This is a genomic window from Acidovorax sp. NPDC077693 (genome assembly GCF_044542805.1).
GTDB lineage: Bacteria > Pseudomonadota > Gammaproteobacteria > Burkholderiales > Burkholderiaceae_C > Acidovorax.
The window spans coordinates 258,382-274,071 of sequence record NZ_JBITVD010000006.1 but is presented as its reverse complement, the minus strand read 5'-3'; the positions used below and the strand labels follow the sequence as shown (position 1 = coordinate 274,071).

The 15,690-nt window shown below is 70.0% G+C and carries 12 protein-coding genes; 5 read left to right on the top strand and 7 right to left on the bottom strand.

What is annotated here, in order from left to right:
* Nucleotides 1–305 precede the first annotated feature (305 nt).
* The 3 genes from ACIGHN_RS10670 to ACIGHN_RS10660 all read left to right on the top strand — a co-directional run bounded on the left by ACIGHN_RS10670 (nucleotide 306) and on the right by ACIGHN_RS10660 (nucleotide 4,586).
* Nucleotides 306–2,036, top strand: coding sequence for an acyl-CoA dehydrogenase family protein (locus ACIGHN_RS10670; protein ID WP_396504329.1), 1,731 nt, complete (start codon nucleotides 306–308; stop codon nucleotides 2,034–2,036).
* A gap of 127 nt (nucleotides 2,037–2,163) precedes the next feature.
* Entirely contained in the window at nucleotides 2,164–3,906 is a 1,743-nt protein-coding gene (locus tag ACIGHN_RS10665) for a tannase/feruloyl esterase family alpha/beta hydrolase (protein ID WP_056410336.1), read from the top strand.
* Between the two features lie 251 nt (nucleotides 3,907–4,157).
* Complete coding sequence (locus tag ACIGHN_RS10660) at nucleotides 4,158–4,586, top strand: VOC family protein (protein ID WP_396504328.1); 429 nt, start codon at nucleotides 4,158–4,160, stop codon at nucleotides 4,584–4,586.
* A 60-nt stretch (nucleotides 4,587–4,646) separates the two neighbouring features.
* On the opposite strand, the gene ACIGHN_RS10655 is transcribed toward ACIGHN_RS10660, so the two are convergent.
* Nucleotides 4,647–5,975, bottom strand: a complete 1,329-nt coding sequence (locus ACIGHN_RS10655) for a flavin-dependent oxidoreductase (RefSeq protein ID WP_396504327.1) — start codon at nucleotides 5,973–5,975, stop codon at nucleotides 4,647–4,649.
* 187 nt (nucleotides 5,976–6,162) lie between these two features.
* On the opposite strand from ACIGHN_RS10655, the gene ACIGHN_RS10650 reads away from it, so the two are divergent.
* Nucleotides 6,163–6,543, top strand: a complete 381-nt coding sequence (locus tag ACIGHN_RS10650) for a VOC family protein (protein ID WP_396504326.1) — start codon at nucleotides 6,163–6,165, stop codon at nucleotides 6,541–6,543.
* A gap of 179 nt (nucleotides 6,544–6,722) precedes the next feature.
* On the top strand, nucleotides 6,723–7,262 hold the full coding sequence (locus ACIGHN_RS10645) for an EVE domain-containing protein (protein ID WP_396504325.1): 540 nt from the start codon (nucleotides 6,723–6,725) through the stop codon (nucleotides 7,260–7,262).
* 60 nt (nucleotides 7,263–7,322) lie between these two features.
* Here the strand turns inward: ACIGHN_RS10645 and ACIGHN_RS10640 are convergent, their stop codons facing one another.
* From ACIGHN_RS10640 to ACIGHN_RS10615, 6 genes are all read right to left on the bottom strand, one after another.
* Nucleotides 7,323–8,270: an SMI1/KNR4 family protein gene (locus ACIGHN_RS10640; protein ID WP_396504324.1), complete on the bottom strand. Its 948-nt coding sequence runs from the start codon at nucleotides 8,268–8,270 to the stop codon at nucleotides 7,323–7,325.
* Between the two features lie 128 nt (nucleotides 8,271–8,398).
* Nucleotides 8,399–12,169, bottom strand: coding sequence for a molybdopterin cofactor-binding domain-containing protein (locus ACIGHN_RS10635; RefSeq protein WP_396504323.1), 3,771 nt, complete (start codon nucleotides 12,167–12,169; stop codon nucleotides 8,399–8,401).
* Entirely contained in the window at nucleotides 12,166–12,657 is a 492-nt protein-coding gene (locus tag ACIGHN_RS10630) for a (2Fe-2S)-binding protein (protein ID WP_396504322.1), read from the bottom strand. The genes ACIGHN_RS10635 and ACIGHN_RS10630 overlap by 4 nt, the downstream gene beginning before the upstream one ends.
* A gap of 195 nt (nucleotides 12,658–12,852) precedes the next feature.
* Entirely contained in the window at nucleotides 12,853–14,025 is a 1,173-nt protein-coding gene (locus ACIGHN_RS10625) for an ABC transporter substrate-binding protein (protein WP_200912358.1), read from the bottom strand.
* Between the two features lie 121 nt (nucleotides 14,026–14,146).
* On the bottom strand, nucleotides 14,147–14,872 hold the full coding sequence (gene pncA, locus ACIGHN_RS10620) for a bifunctional nicotinamidase/pyrazinamidase (RefSeq protein ID WP_396504321.1): 726 nt from the start codon (nucleotides 14,870–14,872) through the stop codon (nucleotides 14,147–14,149).
* A 72-nt stretch (nucleotides 14,873–14,944) separates the two neighbouring features.
* On the bottom strand, nucleotides 14,945–15,688 hold the full coding sequence (locus ACIGHN_RS10615; protein ID WP_396504320.1) for an ABC transporter ATP-binding protein: 744 nt from the start codon (nucleotides 15,686–15,688) through the stop codon (nucleotides 14,945–14,947).
* Between the last annotated feature and the right edge of the window lie 2 nt (nucleotides 15,689–15,690).

Sequence of the window (15,690 nt, the reverse complement as noted above, 5' to 3'; positions counted from 1 at the left end):
GATGTTGCGCGACCGATGCCGAGATGTGGGCGCTGGTTGTTTCTCCTGGCCGCGCCCCTTCTTCCCCAACCCGTTCGGGCTGAGCCTGTCGAAGCCAGGGCCAGCGCGTAAAGCCAGCGTGGAATGACGTGATGCCGCCCCCGAACCGTTCGGGCTGAGCTTGTCGAAGCCAGGGCGCACCGCTTGCGCGGCCCTTCGGCAGGCTCAGGGTGAACGGTCCGGTACAGAAGCTTCCGAATTCAAGAAAAAACAGCCCCTGTCGCTTATCCAGCAAGCGCTACAAGCTATCAAATCAAGAGCAAACCATGCCAGCACGCCAGTCTCTCGCCGACATTGAGTTTCTGCTGACCGAGGTGCTGCAGGCACCCGCCCGGTGGCAGGCGCTGGCGCCGTTTGCGGACACCGACGGCGATCTGGCCGCGCAGGTGCTTGATGAGGCCGCGAAGTTTGTCGACAGCGCCATCGCCCCGCTGCAGCGCAGTGGCGACGAAGAGGGTTGCCGCTTCGACGCGGGCCAGGTGCACACCCCCGCGGGGTTTCGCGATGCGTACCAGGCGTTCTGGCAGGCGGGGTGGCCGTCGCTCTCGTGCGACCCGGCTGACGGCGGGCAGGGGTTGCCGGCGGTGCTCGAATGCGTGCTGTTCGAATGGCTGGCTGGCGCCAACCACGGCTGGACCATGGCGCCCGGGCTGCTGCACGGCGCGTACGAGTGCATCAAGCACCACGCCAGCGACGACCTGAAGGCGCAGTACCTTCCCAAGATCGCCAGCGGCGAGTGGCTGGCCACCATGTGCCTGACCGAAGCGCATGCGGGCAGCGACCTGGGGCTGGTGCGCACGCGCGGTGTGCCGCAGCCCGACGGCAGCGTGCGGGTGAACGGCAGCAAGATTTTCATCTCCGGCGGCGAGCACGACCTGACCGACAACATCGTGCACCTGGTGCTGGCGCGCCTGCCCGATGCGCCTGCCGGGCCCAAGGGCCTGTCGCTGTTTCTCGTGCCCAAAGTTTTGGAGGGCGGCGCCCGCAATGCAGTCGTGTGCGAGCGCATCGAAGAAAAGATGGGCCTGCACGGCAGCCCCACCTGCGTGATGCGGTTTGACGACGCGACCGGCTGGCTGGTGGGCGAGCCGAACAAGGGCCTCGCCGCCATGTTCGTGATGATGAATGCGGCGCGCCTGCACGTGGGCCTGCAAGGCATAGGCCTGCTGGACGCCGCATGGCAAAAGGCCAGCGACTACGCCGCCAAGCGGCGCCAGATGCGCGCGCCCGGCGCCAGGGACACCAGCCTGATCCAGGACCACCCCGCCATCCGTCGCATCCTGGCCACACAGCGCGCGTGGATCGACGGCGGGCGGGTGCTGGCGTACCACACGGCGCTGCAACTGGACGCCGCCAAACACAGCGGTGACGCTGACGAGCGCGCCGCGACCCAGCGCTGGTGCGCGCTGGTCACGCCGGTGCTCAAGGCGGCGCTCACCGACCAGGCGTTCCACGGCGCCAGCGCCTGCCTGCAGGTGTTCGGCGGCCACGGCTATGTGCGCGAATGGGGCATCGAGCAGATCGTGCGCGACGCTCGCGTGGCCATGATCTACGAGGGCACGAACGAGATCCAGGCGATCGATCTGCTGGTGCGCAAGGTGCTGGCCGATGGCGGCGAGGGCCTGGCGGCGCTGCTGGACGCACTGCCCGCCACGCCTGCGGCCCGGGCCCGGCACACGGCGCTGATCGAGATCACCCATCAGCTCGCCCGGGCCGCGCAGGCCGACCCCGAGCTGCCCTACTGGGTGGCCGACGACTACCTGCGCGCCTTGGCACTGGTGCTGCTGGAATGGGCCTGGGGGCGCATAGAGGCAGCACCGGGCGGCGGCGCGCCGCGCTGGAAGACGCCCGCCCAGGCGTTTGCGAGCTGGGTGCTGCCGGAGTTCGACCTGCGGGCTGCCGTGATGCGCACGCGCATCGCTGCTACGGCCGCCGCCGCCACCACCGATGCGCGCCCGGGCCCCGTTTCTGCAGAGAAATCGGCCGCTACCGTTTGACGGACCAGCGCAACATGCTCCTGATTCAGTAGCAACAGCACGCCACCACCGCTCACCCCCCCACAGCGTACCGAGGCCACGCTGCGGGCCGTCCTGCGCCTCAAGAAAATCAACCGGAGACAAGACCATGAGTTTGACGAGAGGAAGATCCACCCCCCTGCGCACCCAGTCCGTGGCGCTATCGGCTGCCGTGGCCGCCTTGCTCATCGGCTGCGGCGGCTCGTCCGACGCGGCCCTGCCGCGGCTGTCGGCCGCCACGCCGGCGCCGCTGCAGTCGTGCGCCACGCTGGCCGGCAGCCTGGCGCTGCCCGACACCCGCATCACCTCCGCCGAGCTGGTGCCCGCAGGCCCGATCACGCTGCAGGGCGTGACGACGCAGGTGCCCGCGCACTGCCTGGTCAAGGGCAAGATGAAGGAGCGCACCGGCCCGGTGGACGGCGCGGCCTACGCCATCGGCTTCGAGATCCGCCTGCCGCAGGACTGGAACGGGCGCTTCCTGCACCAGGCCAATGGCGGGCTGGACGGCAGCGTGGTGCCCGCGCTGGGCGCGGTGAGCGGTGCCGCGCCCGTGGCGCCCGCGCTGGTGCAGGGCTTTGCGGTGCTCAGTTCCGACGCGGGCCACGGCGCACCCACGCCGTTCTTCGGCCTCGACCCACAGGCGCGGCTGGACTACGGCTACCAGGCCGTGGGCACGCTCACGCCCATGGCCAAGAACCTCATCAAGGGCGCCTACGGCAAGGCGCCCGACCGCTCGTACCTGGCCGGCTGCTCCAACGGCGGCCGCCACGCCATGGTGGGCGCGTCGCGCTATGCCGACCAGTACGACGGCATCCTGGCCGGCAACCCCGGCTTTCACCTGCCCAAGGCGGCCACCACGCAACTGTGGAAGGCGCAGCAGTACGCCAAGGTCAGCACCACCACCGATGCGGCCGGCCAGCCCGACCTGACATCCGCCGTGACGCCCGCCGAGTTCAAGCTCATCGGCAGCAAGATCGTCGCCAAATGCGATGCGCTCGACGGCGTGGTGGACGGCCAGGTCAACGACGTGGCCGCGTGCCAGGCAGCGTTCAACCTGCAGACCGATGTGCCCACCTGCACCGGCGCGCGGGACGGCAGCTGCATCTCCAGCGCGCAAAAGGGCGTGCTCGCCAGCATCTTCGCGGGGCCGAAGAACAGCAAGGGCGAGGCGCTGTACACCGGCACCTGGTTCGACCCGGGCATCGCAGGCGCCAACTTCGCGTCGTGGCACTTCGGCTCGCCCGCCACGCGCGATGCGGGTGCGGTGGCGTTCATCTTCACGTCACCGCCGTCCACCGTGGCCGCGTTCACCGCCATCCCCGGCATGCAGTACGCGCTGAACTTCAGCATGGAGACGGACTACCCCAAGATGTTCGCCACCACGGCGCCGTACAACGAGTCGCCCTGGTCTTACATGACGCCCCCCAACGAGGCGGACCTGGGCGCCCTGAAGAACCGCGGCGCCAAGATGATGGTCTACCACGGCGTGGCCGATGGCGTGTTCTCGCCGCTGGACACCGCGCAGTGGATGGACCGGCTGAACGCCAACCACGGCGGCAGTGCCGACGCCTTTGCGCGCCTGTTCCTCGTCCCCGGCATGAACCACTGCTCCGGCGGCCCCGCCACCGACCAGTTCGACATGCTGGCGCCCCTGGTGGCCTGGGTGGAGCAAGGCCAGGCGCCCGACAGCGTGACCGCCCGCGCCCGCGGCGCCGGCAGCAACCTGGTCAACGCCGAGCTGCCCGCCAGCTGGTCGGCCAACCGCACCCGGCCGCTGTGCGTGTACCCCAAGGTGGCACGCTACAACGGCAGCGGCGACGTGGAGAGCGCGAGCAGCTTCAGCTGCAAGTAGCGGTTTGCCCTCACCCCGCCCACCCCGCCACCCCGGCTGAAGGCCGGGACGGATGGCTCGGCGGGTGAGGGCTTCCCCTTCGGCTACCGCGCGTTGTGGCGGGGATCAAGCGGTGTGCAGCGCGAGGCAGCCACCGGACCTTCCAGCCACGCTGCTGGAGCGGTTCCAAATCCGAGATGGCGGCGGGGTCTGACACACCGCCCTCCGGGAGCGTGCCTACACTGCGCCGATCCCATGCACCGGAGACCACCATGGAAACGCAGGAACTGCACCGCGGCCGCCTCATCGACCACATCCAGCTGGTCGTGCGCGACCTGCCGGCCAGCCAGGCCTTCTACACTGCCGTATTCGAAGCACTCGGCGTGCCGATGGGCGGCACGGGTGAAGGCTACTTCTGGGCCGACGAGCTTTTTGTCTCCACCGCCGACAGCGCGGCGGCCCAGGGCCACCTGACGGGCTGGCACCACCTGGCCTTCCAGGCAAAAGACCGGGCGATGGTCGAAGCGTTCTACCGCGCCGCACTCGCGCACGGCGGCAAGGACAATGGCGCGCCGGGCGAGCGCCCCTACCACCCCGGCTACTACGCCGCCTTTGTGCTGGACCCGGACGGCAACAACATCGAGGCCGTGTTCCACGGCGAGGCGCAGCGCAGCGCCGCGTCGGTCAAAGTGACGTTCTAGATCACAGCGGGGCTCAATCTCTGACCCAGCGTTGACAGAACCCCGCTGGGATCACCGCCCTCACGCCACAGGCTGCCCACCAGCCCCCGCCACACGCTGGCCCGGCGCGATGGTGGATGGCGCCGCGTTGAGCGTCTCGATCGCAAAGCCCGCCGCCTGCTTGTAGCGCGCCATGAAGGCCTCGCGCTCTGCGCGCGGCAGCACGTCGTCGATGTTGTCGAACACGCCGCCGCAGCGCTCGTCCACCAGCCCCAGCAGGCCGAAGGGGCCCGACCCCCGGTTGCGCAGCACCAGCGCGGAGATGTCCTGGCAGAGCTTGTCGTCGTAGGCGCGCAGCGCCTGGGGCCCCACGCCCTGTGCCAGCAGCTGTGCGCCCAGCACCCGTGCGTCCACGATGGCCTGGCTCGCACCGTTGGAGCCCACGGGGTACATCACATGCGCCGCATCGCCCAGCAGGGCCACGCGGCCATCCACCCAGGTGGGCACGGGGTCGCGGTCGATCATTGGGTATTCGAAGATGTCCGTCGCGCCGCGCAGCATCGCCGGCACATCCAGCCAGCTGTAGTTCCAGCCCTCGAAGTGGTGGATGAACTCCTCGAGCGCCACGCGCCGGTTCCAGTCGCCCTGCTGCCAGCCGCCCTGGTTGTCCACCGTGATCTCGGCGATCCAGTTGATGGTGGCCAGGCCGGTGACCGGGTCCGGCGGGGAGATCGGGTAGAACACCACGCGGTGGCGCAGCGAGCCGACGCCCACGAAGGACGCACCGGTGCGCACCGGCACCCCGGGCGTGGTGCCGCGCCACATGATGGCGCCGCCCCACTGGATGGGCGGCTGCGCAGGGTGCATCTGCGCGCGCACGGCCGAGTGCAGGCCGTCGGCCGCGATCAGCAGCGAACCCGGTACTTCCAGGCGTTCGCCGCTGCGGGTCTCGACCAACGCCGTGACGCCCTCGGCATCCTGCCGGTAGCCCGTCACCCGCTGGCCCAGCCGCACGGCACCGTCGCCCAGGCGGTCTTTGACCGCGTTGAACAGCAGCATCTGCAGCTGCCCCCGGTGCACCGAGTACTGCGGCCAGCGGTAGCCGGCCTGCAGGCCGCGGGGTTCGGCGTAGATCTCGCTGCCGTTGCGGCCCACCAGCGCCCATTCGCGTGCCTGCAGACCGATGGTGTCCAGCACGTCGTTGCCGAACCCCAGGTCGTGCAGCTCGCGCACGGCATTGGGCTGCAGGTTGATGCCGACGCCCAGCGGCTGCAGCTCGGGCACCGATTCGAACACGACGCAGGGCACGCCGATCTGGTGCAGCGTGAGGGCAGTGGCCATGCCGCCGATGCCGCCACCGGCAATCAGGACGGGGCGGGAAGAAGATGGGGGTGAAACATTACCGGACATAACGATATTGTCCCCGCAGTGGGCGCCCGGAAGAATTGCTTCATGGCCAGCGGCTGCGGCGGCGCGCAACGGGCGCACCCAGCCATGGCTGCTGAACGCTGCTGACATGCCGTTGTCAGTACCCCCCGGGCACCATCAGGGCTTCAACAACAACACGTGCCTGTCGGCACACCGATGGAGCCCTGTCATGAAGAACGCTATCGCCTGGTTTGAGATCCCCACCACCCAGCTGGACCGCGCCCAGGCCTTTTACGAGGCCGTGCTCGGCCAGGCCATGCGCCGTGAAAACATGGGCCCCAGCGAAGGCGCCGTGTTCGCCTACGACCCCGCCGCAGACGGTGCCGGCGGCGCGCTGATGATGGGCCCCACGGCGCCCCAGTTGGCACCAGGCACCGGCACGCTCGTGTACCTCGATGCCTCGCCTTCGCTCGACGCCGCGCTCGAGCGCGTGGTGGCCCAGGGCGGCCGCGTGGCCCTGCCCCGCCAGGCGCTGCCGCCGGGCATGGGCTTCTTTGCGCACATCCACGACCTGGACGGCAACCGCGTGGGCCTGCATGCGCTGGAATAGGCTCCCCCCTGAGCCGCCTGGCGGCGTCTTCCCCCCGGAGGGGGGACGCACCCGGTGGACCGGCGAAGCCGGATCCACGGGTGCGCTGGTCTGTGCCGCGCTCACTTCGCAGGCTAGGGTGAGCAAGCCATCGCGACTCCCCATAGCGACACCAACACCACAACCACAAGGACTGCGCCATGCAGCACGCACTGTGGGCGGATACGCCCGTGACCACCGCCGTCGCCCGGCCATCGCGGCGGGCTGCTGTGTCCGACGCCGTGGCGCAGCCGCGCCGCAACTGGATCGCCGTGGCCAGCGCAGAACACGCGCGGCTGGGCCGTGCCGAGCCCGCTGCGGGCTACCTGCAGGTGTGCCACGGCAAGGTGGCCCCGCTGCAGCGCATGCGCGCCGGGGACCGGGTGGCCTACTACGCACCCGCCACGACGATGCGCGGCGCGGACCGGCTGCAGTCCTTCGTCTCCATCGGCACCGTGCTGCAGGGCGCGCCGTATGCCGTCGACATGGGCAACGGCTTTGTGCCACACCGCAGGGACGTGGCCTATGTGCCGGACGCCCGCGAGGCGCCGATCCGCCCTCTGCTGGCGCAACTGGAGTTTGTGGAAGACCCCCAGCGCTGGGGCGCGAAGTTTCGCTTCGGGCTGTTTGCCATCAGCGACCACGACATGCGCGTGATTGCACTGGCGATGGGGGCGTCGGAGCAATTGCTACATTTTTGATAGCTGCTAGCGCCCGGCCATGGAGCGGTAGCGGCATTTTTTATCAGGTTCCAACGCCATCTAGCGCGACAGTGGGTTGAGCGCATCCACCGCGGCCTTGGCAGTGGGCAGGTCGCCGCCAAACTCTGCCTGGTAGGCGCGGATGGCCTGCCGACGCGTGGCCGGGTCCGCCGCCAGCGATTGCCATGTTGGCGCAGCGGGGCTTTGCACGGCGGCCGGCGCGTTCACCTCCTGCGCAGGGGCAGATCGAAGTTCCCAGCGAGGCACCACTGAAAACCGCAGCGGCGCTGCCTGCGCATCCGGCAGCCGCTCCAGTTCCTGCGCCAACTGCTGCGGCGAGATCAGCGCCCACACGTCGCGCGGCCGCGCACGCGGCCCGTCCTGCACCGATTGCTGCTGCGGCGCTTGCCCGGCCATCGCCTGCAGGCGTTCAGCGCTGTCGGCGGGCATCAGCGCAGATGTGCGCGCGACATCAAGGCGGGTTTGGGTAACGGCTTCTTCCTGCGAGAACTCGTCCATCTGGTGGCTGAGGTCCGCCATGGACTGCAGCAGCATCGCAGTGGCAAAGTCGTCGAAGCTGGCGTGCAGCACCACCGCCTCGTCATCGTCGTGGGGGACCAGGGCGACCGGCGCCACTGCGTGGGGTGGTGCATCGGCGCCCAGGGTCAGGCAGTACGCGTCGCCCGCGCCGTTCTGTGCAAAGGGGAGAAACCTGCGCCCGCCCTGCGCGGCTGCGTACAGCCATTCCTGCGCCGCGTCTGCGCGCTCTTGCGCATCCATCCACTCGAAGTCCTCGCAGCTGATGAAGGCGGGCGGCTGCGTGAGGCACAGCGTGCGCCACTGCCCTGCCCAGTCGGGGGCGTAGAAGGTGGCGCCAGCGGCGACCAAGGCGCGCAACAGGGCGGGTACCTCGATGCCCGTCTGGGTGGCCAGGTCATCGAGCGCGTCGGCATTGGCGAGGGCTGCGTCGGCTGCGGCAGGGGGTGGTGGATTCGTTGGCTCAGTCATGCGGCATCGTAGCTTTGCCCGCCCGGGCTGCGGACGTGTGGACATGCAGACGCACGTACTACTAAAGCTATGTTTTTGATAGCGCCTGGCGCTTTTTCAGCAAGCGCCAGGCCATGCAAAGCCCTGCATCAGGGATGCGCAGGACCCGCCCGCACGCGCGCCAGGGCCTCGGGCACGCCGCTCCACGCAGGCCGGCCCGGTGCGTAGCGCTGGCGCATGTAGTGCGCCAGCTCGGTGACCTGCGCATCGCTGAGCGCATGGCCGAAGGCGGGCATGAAGCCGATGTCGCGCGTGGCGGGTTCGCGGATGCCGTGCACGATGACCTGCAGCAGGTTGTCGGGCCGGTCGCTGTGCAGGTTGCTGTTCAGCGCCAGCGGGATGTTCACGCCCAGCAGCTTCGGGCCGTCGCCGTCGTGGTGGCAGGCGGCGCAGGCGCCGTTGAACAGGCGCTGCGCCTGGCCGGGCTGGGGCGCGAGTGCGGCGGCCTGGGCCACGGCGGCCAGGGCCGTCGCCTCGCGGGCCTGCACGGCATCGGCGGCGGGCTCGGTGTCCGCGGTGAACGAGGCGAGGTAAGTGGCCATGGCGCGGATGTCGCCATCCGGCAGGTGCGCCAGCTCGCGCACCACCGGTGCCATGGGGCCCGAGGCGCTGCCGTGCTGCGCGCTGTGGCCGTGGCGCAGGTAGCTGTAGAGCGACTCCGCGCTCCACGGCACGGGCGCTTTCGACAAGCCGGTGAGCGCGGGCGCCTCCCACCCGTCGACGAGCGCGCCCGACAGGAAGGCGGCACCGCCCATTTCTGCACCCATCGCATTGCGCGGCGTGTGGCAGGCGCCGCAGTGGCCCACGCCCTGCACCAGGTAGGCGCCGCGGTTCCACTCGGGCGGGCGCGTGGGGTCGGGCTTCCAGGGCGTGGCGTCGTGGAACAGCGCGTTCCAGCCGGCCATGAGCGGGCGCACGCTGAACGGGAAGGCCAAATCCGTTTTGGGCACCTCCGCGCGCACGGCGGGCTGCGCCATCAGGTAGGCGTACAGCGCTGTCAGGTCGTCGTCGCTCATCTTCGCGAACGCGGTGTACGGGAACGCGGGGTACAGGTGCTTGCCGTCGCGCGAGATGCCTTCGCGCATGGCGCGCTGGAATGCGCTGAACGACCACTGGCCGATGCCGGTCTCGGCGTCGGGCGTGAGGTTGGTGGTGTAGACGGTGCCGAACGGCGTCTCCATGCCGCGCCCGCCGGTGTTGGGCGTGCCGCCGGGCGCCGTGTGGCAGACCACGCAGTCGCCTGCAGCGGCCAGCAGGCGGCCGCGTTCGATGGTGGCGGCGTTGTAGACCGCCGCGCCGCCCGCCGTCTGCACCACGGGCGCGATGGACGGGCGCCATCCCAGCAGTGCGGCGCCCAGGGCCAGCCCGCCAGCCAGCAGTACACCGCCGCGCGCCCAGAGGCTGCGCCGGCGCGGCCAGGTGGCGGTGGCAGGCACGGCGGGTGCGGGCAGCTCCAGGGTGGGCAGCACGTCGGCCGGCGGGGTGGGCGTACCGCCCTCGTCGCCGGGCCGGCCGCGGCCTGCAGCCTCGGCTGCCGCGGTGAGGGGGTTCAAGCCCGCACGCACGACCTCGGGCGTGAACGGCGGCGCCCGAAACCGCACGCCCGTGGCGTCGAAGATCGCGTTGGCGATGGCCGCCGTGCCGGGCACCGAGGACGACTCGCCCGAGCCCAGCGGCGCCTCGTCCTGCCGGGGCATGTGCATGACCTCGATGACGGGCACTTCACGAAAGCTCAGGATGGGGTAGCTGCCCCATTCGCGGTTGTCCACGGCCTGCTTCACGGGCTCGAACGTCACCTGCTCCTTGAGCGCGCGGCTGGTGGTCTGCAGCACGTTGCCGTTCACCTGCTGCTCCACGCCCGCCGGATTGACCATGAGGCCGGCGTCGTGCCCCACGACCACGCGGCGCACATGCACCTCGCCGGTCCGCTTGTTGACCTCGACATCGGCCACCCAGGCGGCCCAGGCCGCGCCGAAGCCGGGCCACTTGCTGTGGATGTAGCGGGCGTACGCAAAGCCCTGGCCCTGCACCCAGTCGCCGTCTTCACTGCCACCGTCCGGCGCGCGCTGCTGCGGGCCGGTGCGGCGCACCCAGCCGGCCTTCTCGGCCGTGGCCTGTACCAGCTCGGCCGCGCGCGGGTCGTTCAGCAGCTGCAGGCGAAAGGCCACCGGGTCCACGCCGGCGGCGGTGGCCAGTTCGTCCACATACGATTCGTGCGCGAAGGAGTTGGGCAGCGCAGACACGCCCCGCAGCCACGATGCGCGCACGATGGGCGGCATGTCGTTGACCGCCACGCGCAGGTTGTCGTACTGATAAGGCGGGCGTGCGGTGCGGTCGCCCATCTCGTAGGCCTGGGCCACGGGCTCGATGGTGCGGGTGAGCAGCAGGGCCAGCGTGGGCGCGCCGTTGGACGGGTAAGAGGTCTCGAAGTCGTACGCTGCCACCGAGCCATCGGCGTTGAGCCCGCCCCGCACCTGCATGAGCTGCGCCGTGCCCTTGGGCTCCCACAAATGCTCCTGCTCGCGCGTGAGCTGCACCCGCACCGGGGCGCCCACGGCGCGCGACAACAGCGCGGCGTCGGCCGCCACATCGTCGGCACCGTTGCGGCCGTAGCAGCCTGCGGCCTCCATGCGGATGAGGTCGATGTCCACATCGCCCATGCCCATGAGGCGGGCCAGGTCGGCGCGCAGCACGTGAGGGTTCTGCGTGCCGGCCCACACGGTCATGCGCGGGCGACCGGTGCCATCCTGCGCCCGCCACTCGGCCACCGCGCACGACGGGCCGATGGACGCGTGCATATGGTAGGGCCACACGTAGGTGCGCGGCATGGGCTGGTCGGCCGCGGCCAGGGCTGCGTCCACATCGCCTTCGTCCACCAGGCGCCGCTGCGTGGCCGGGTTGGCGCGGATGGCCTGGGCGATGGCCTCGGGGCTGTCCTGGCGCGGAAAGCCGGGCCAGTCCTTCCACTGCACGCGCAGCTCGCGCAGGGCCTGCTCGGCCTGCTCCTCGCGCTCGGCGACGATGCCCACGAAGTCGCGGATCACCACCACCGCGCGGATGCCGGCGATGTGGGCAATGGACGCCTGGTCCACCGATGCCAGCGTGTTGCCGATGAAGTCGCCATGGTCGGCCCCCGCATACGGCGGGCGCACCACGCGGCCGTGCAGCATGCCGGGCACGCGCATGTCGTGCACAAAGACCAGTTCGCCGCTGACCTTGGCAGGGATGTCCACGCGCGGCACCGACTGGCCGACCACGCGGTAGTCGGCCGTGGGTTTGGTGGGTGTGGCGTCGGACAGCTCCAGCACCGTGTGCTGGCCCGCCAGCAGGTCGCCGTAGCGCAACTGCTGCGCGGAGTCGGCCGCCAGCTGCACCACGCCGCCCGACACCTGCAGCGCGTCCGCCGGCACGTTCAGGCGCGCTGCAGCGCGGGCCACCAGCCAGTGGCGCGCCTGCGCTGCGGCAAGGCGCAGCGGCTTGGCGTGGATCTGGATGGAGGCGCTTGCGATGGTGGCGCCCTGGTTGGGCGCGCGCGTGGTGTCGCCCAGCACCATGTTCACCCGGGCCAGGTCCACGTCCAGCTCTTCGGCCACGATCTGCGCGAGCGCGGTGCGGATGCCGGTGCCCAGGTCCACATGGCCGTTGAGCGCGGTCACGCTGCCGTCGTCCCACACGGCGATCAGAATTTCGACGCCCTCGGCCGGGTTGCCGGCCACCAGCGCGGGCTGGCCCTTGACCGGCGGCGGCGCGGGCGGCGGGTTGCGCACCACCAGCAGCACGCCGTCGGCCGCGTGGAAGTCGGCGCGGGTCAGGGGCGTGTGGGCGCGCAGCGGCGCAGTGCTGGCGGGCGGTGTGCTCATGCCCTGGCCTCCTGCATCAACACCGCCGCGCGCTGCACGGCGCGGATGATCTCCACATGCGTGCCGCAGCGGCACAGGTTGGCCGACAGCTCACGGCGGATGGCGGCCTCGTCGGGGTGGGGGTTTCGCTCCAGCAGCGCCACGGCCATCATGACCATGCCGTTCAGGCAGTAGCCGCACTGCGCGGCCTGCTCGTCGATGAAGGCCTGCTGCACCGGGTGGCGCCCCGCCGCAGTGCCGCAGCGCCCGGGCAGGCCCTCCAGCGTGGTCACCTCACGCCCTGCCACGCCCTGCGCCGGAATCACGCAGGCCCGCGCGGCCACGCCGTCCACCAGCACCGTGCACGCCCCGCACTGCCCCAGCCCGCAGCCGTACTTGGGGCCGTTGAGCGCCAGGTCGTTGCGCAGCACGTGCAGCAGCGTGGCGCTGCCGGACGTGGCTGCAGTCAGGGGGCAGGGCTGGCCGTTGACAACAGCGACTAACTGCATTTGCTGGATGGTTGTTTACTTCGGACGAAAGACACGGTTGCTGCGTCAGCGACGTACGACACTGACGCAGCCCAAGTCAGGGGCCGCCGCGGAAGGGCCGCCCCGCCCCGCTGGCGGCGTCCCCCTTCCCGCATTGCGCAGCAATGCGAGAGAAGGGGGAAGGCGCGAAGCGCCACAGGGGGTTGCACCATATCCTTAGCGCTTGAGCGCTCCGGTGCGCGTGTACATCTCCAGGTCCACGAAGTTCGAGCCGTTGTGATTGGCGGGGCCGTACTGCAGCGGAAAGTCGCCGATCTTGGTCGTGCCCATGTCTTCGAGCGCCTTGATGAAACCGTCGCGCGTGAGGTTGCGGCCCGCGCGCTTGAGGCCTTCCACGAACACGCGCGCGGCGATGTAGCCCTCGAGCATGGTGTAGCTGTCGATCTTCTCGCCCGCGTCGGTGCGGTCCTTGCGGTAGTCCACCACGATGGGCATGCGGCTGGCCTGCGGCGACGGCACGATGCTCGCCGTGACCAGGCCTTCGATGCCGCCGTTCAGGCGCTGCGCCGAGCCCGGCGCATCGGTGATGCCCACCGAGATGGTGTACAGCGGCGACGCGGCGCCCGCCGCGCGGTAGTCGCGCAGGAAGACCTCCACCATCTTGCCGGCCATGATCATCACCACCGCGCCGGGCTGGGCCTTGGTGAGCGTGGCGACCTGCGCCTTGGCGTCGGTGGCGGCGATCTCCATGGGCACGGATTCGACCACCTTGACCTTCAGGCCCTGCGCGATCTGCAGGCAGGTGTCGAGGTTGGACTTGCCGAACGCGCTGTTCTGGTAGATGACGGCGATGTTGGTGATGCCCAGCGTGGCCAGGTGGCCCACGATCTTGCGCAGCTCGGTCTCGTAGCTGGCGCGCACGTGGAACAGATAGCGGTTGTGCGTGGTGCGGAACGACGTGGTGCCCACCAGCGGCGCGAACATGGGCACGCCCGCCTTCTCGGCCAGCGGCATCGCGGCGATGAGGTTGCCCGTGGCCACGTAGCCGATCAGCGCGAAGACCTTGTCCTCGTCGATCAGCTTGGCGGTGTTCTCGGCCGTCTTCTTGGGGTCGTAGGCGTCGTCGTGCGACACCAGCTCCAGCGTGCGGCCCTGCACGCCGCCACTCTTGTTGACCTTGTCGAAGACCAGCGCGATGCCGGCCTTGTAGTCCACCCCGAAATCCTTGGCAGGCCCGGTGAACACGGCCGACTGCCCCACCTTGATGCGGGAGTCCGTCACTCCGGTCTCGGCGGCGGCCGGCCCCGCCCCTGCCAGAGCAGCGGCGGCCAGGCTTGTGAGCACCACCCGGCGGTCGATGCGCCCTTCCTCCATCCCACGAAACTTCATGAAACGCTCCTTACATCAAAGGCGCAATCTTCCCTTTAACTGGAGGGGCTTTGCAACACTTTCTGCGGTGTGTTGTGAATCCGTCAAACGCCTGGCGCCGCGGCGCCAGCGCTGCGGGCGGTCACGCGATGTCGATGTCGCTGGACTGAATGCGTTTGACGCCTCTGGCGGCCATGTTCTTCCAGGCGGCGGCGAGCGAGCCGTTGAGGTCGATGGCGCGGCAGGCATCCTCGACCACGTACGTCTCAAAGCCCAGGCGCCTGGCATCGAGCGCCGTCCAGGCCACGCAGAAGTCGGTGGCCAGGCCGGTGACGAATACCGCCCGGATGCCGCGCTGCTTCAGGTACCCCGCCAGGCCGGTGGACGTCTTGCGGTCCGCCTCTTCGAACGCCGAATAGCTGTCCACGTGCTGGTGGAAGCCCTTGCGCAAGATCACCTGCGCCTGCGGCACCTTCAGGTCCTTGTGCAGCGCTGCGTCGTCGGTGCCCTGTACGCAGTGGTCGGGCCACAGCACCTGCGGGCCGTAGCTGAGCTTGGCGGTTTCAAACGGCTTCTTGCCCGCATGGCTGCTGGCAAACGAGGCGTGGCCCTGGGTGTGCCAGTCCTGCGTGACCACCACGTTCTCGAAGGCGGTGGCGATGCGGTTGATGACCGGCACCACCTCGTCGCCCTGGGCCACCGGCAGGGTTCCACCCGGCACGAAGCAGTTCTGCACATCCACCACGATGAGCGCTGCGCGCTCGCCGGGTTTGATCTTGCCCGCCGCCCACGCGGTGGGAAGGCAGACGCCGGCCACGGTGAACGCGGCCGATTGGAGAAGAAGGCGACGACGCTGTGCAGTTGGCATGGTGACCACTCCGGTTGGGAACGCACTGACACATCGGCGGCGGCCCGGTGGGGCCACCGCCGGGGATTCGCTTCACACGCTGAGGTAGGCCCGCCGGACTTCCTCGTTCGCCGCCAGTTCGGCCATCGTGGCCTGGTAGCGGATCTGGCCCTTTTCCAGCACATAGGCGCGGTCGGAGACCAGCTCGGCAAAATGCATGTTCTGCTCGGACAGCAGGATGCTCACGCCCTGCCCCTTGAGCTCCAGGATCATCTGCGCCATCTGCTCCACGATGACGGGCGCCACGCCCTCGGAGGGCTCGTCGAGCAGCACCAGGTACGGGTTGCCCATGAGCGTGCGGGCCACGGTCAGCATCTGCTGCTCGCCGCCGCTCATGCGCCCGCCCGGGCGCTGGGGCATCTCGCCCAGGTTGGGGAAGAGCTTGAACAAGGCCTCGGGCGTCCACAGCGGGGCGGCCGTGCCGTCGGGCCACTGGCGGGCCGGCTGGCGGCCCACCTCCAGGTTCTCCATCACCGTGAGGTCGGTGAACACGCGGCGGTCTTCGGGCACGAAGCCCAGGCCAAGGCGGGCCGCGTCGTGCGGGTCGCTTTTGGACAGGTCCTTGCCCATGAACTGGATGCTGCCCTTGCGCTTGGCGAGCATGCCCATCAGCGTCTTGAGCGTGGTGGACTTGCCCGCGCCGTTGCGGCCCATCAGCGCCACGACCTCGCCGCGGCGCACTTCCAGGTCGACGTCGTAGAGGATTTGCGCGGCGCCGTACCAGGCCTGCAGGCCCTGGGCTTTCAGGAGAACTTCGTTCGTTGCGCTGCTCGTCATGG